Source organism: Streptomyces natalensis ATCC 27448 (assembly GCF_000935125.1).
Classification (GTDB): Bacteria; Actinomycetota; Actinomycetes; order Streptomycetales; family Streptomycetaceae; genus Streptomyces; species Streptomyces natalensis.
In genome coordinates this window covers 1-1,502 of sequence record NZ_JRKI01000020.1, presented here as the reverse complement: position 1 = coordinate 1,502, position 1,502 = coordinate 1, and the positions used below count along the sequence as shown (strand labels likewise).

At 69.7% G+C, this 1,502-nt stretch carries 1 protein-coding gene; it reads left to right on the top strand.

Features of this window, described 5'->3' with window-relative positions; translation table 11 throughout:
- Positions 1 to 1,502 (top strand): condensation domain-containing protein (locus SNA_RS13895; protein ID WP_044365253.1); only part of this gene is annotated, 1,502 nt, incomplete at both ends.

Sequence of the window (1,502 nt, the reverse complement as noted above, 5' to 3'; positions counted from 1 at the left end):
ATCGTCCGCGAAGACCGGCCGGGCGACCAGAGGCTCGTGGCCTACGTCGTCCCCGCCCAGGGGGGTGACACCACCCTGGCCGGACTGCGCGAACACGCCGCACGCGCACTGCCCGACTACATGGTCCCCAGCGCCTTCCTCACCCTCGACGCTCTGCCGCTCACCCCCAACGGAAAGCTCGACCACAAGGCCCTCCCCGCACCCGAGTTCACCGGCACCCAAGGCGGACGAGGCCCCCGTACAGCGCAGGAGGAAATCCTCTGCGGCGTCTTCGCCGAAACCCTCGGCGCGGAACACATCGGCATCGACGACAACTTCTTCGACCTCGGCGGACACTCCCTCCTCGCCATGCGTCTCGTCAGTCGCATCCGTTCCGCCTTCGGTGGGGAACTCACCGTTCGCGACCTCTTCGAGGCGCCGACGGTCGCGGGCATCGCCGAACTCCTCGGTGCCGCGGACGACGGGCGTACGGCGCTGGTGCCGATGCCGCGGCCCGAGCGCGTACCGCTGTCCTTCGCCCAGCAGCGGCTGTGGTTCCTGCACCGGCTGGAGGGGCCGAGCGCGACCTACAACGTCCCGCTCCTCCTGCGACTCACCGGAACGCTGGACATCCACGCGCTGCGCAGCGCCATACACGACCTCACCGAGCGGCATGAAACCCTCCGCACCGTCTTCCCGGAGACGGACGGCACCCCCTACCAGCACGTCCTCGAAGGCAACGCCGCGCGGCCGACCATCGAGGTCGTCACGACGGACGCCGCACGCCTCGACGAGCGGATCGCCGCGGCCGCCCGCCACACCTTCCGCCTCACGAGTGAACTGCCCCTTCGTGCCTGGGTGTTCAGCACCGAGGAGAAGAACGAGCACACGCTGCTGATCCTGGCGCACCACATCGCCAGCGACGGCTGGTCCATGGGTCCCCTCGCCCACGACCTCGCCACCGCTTACGCGGCACGCTGCGAGGGGTCGGCACCGCAGTGGGCGCCGCTGCCCGTGCAGTACGCCGACTACACCCTCTGGCAGCGTGAAATCCTCGGCGACGAGAACGACGCCGACAGCGTCATCGCCGGACAGATCGCCTACTGGCGCCAGCAGCTCGCCGCACTGCCCGAGTGCCTCGAACTGCCCACCGACCACCCCCGACCCGCCACCGCCAGCTACCACGGCGACAGCGTCCCCTTCACCTGGGACACCGAGCTCCACGAAGACATCTCCCGCCTGGCACGCGAACACCGGACCAGCGTCTTCATGGTCGTACAGGCGGCCCTGGCGACCCTGCTGACACGGCTCGGCGCGGGCACCGACATCCCCCTCGGCTCCCCCATCGCCGGTCGCACCGATGACGCGCTCGACGACCTCGTCGGGTTCTTCATCAACACCCTGGTACTGCGCACCGACACCTCCGGCAACCCGACCTTCGCCGAACTCCTCGGCCGGGTACGGGAAACGGACCTCGCCGCGTACACCCACCAGGACGTCCCCTTCGACCGGCTCCCCCGACT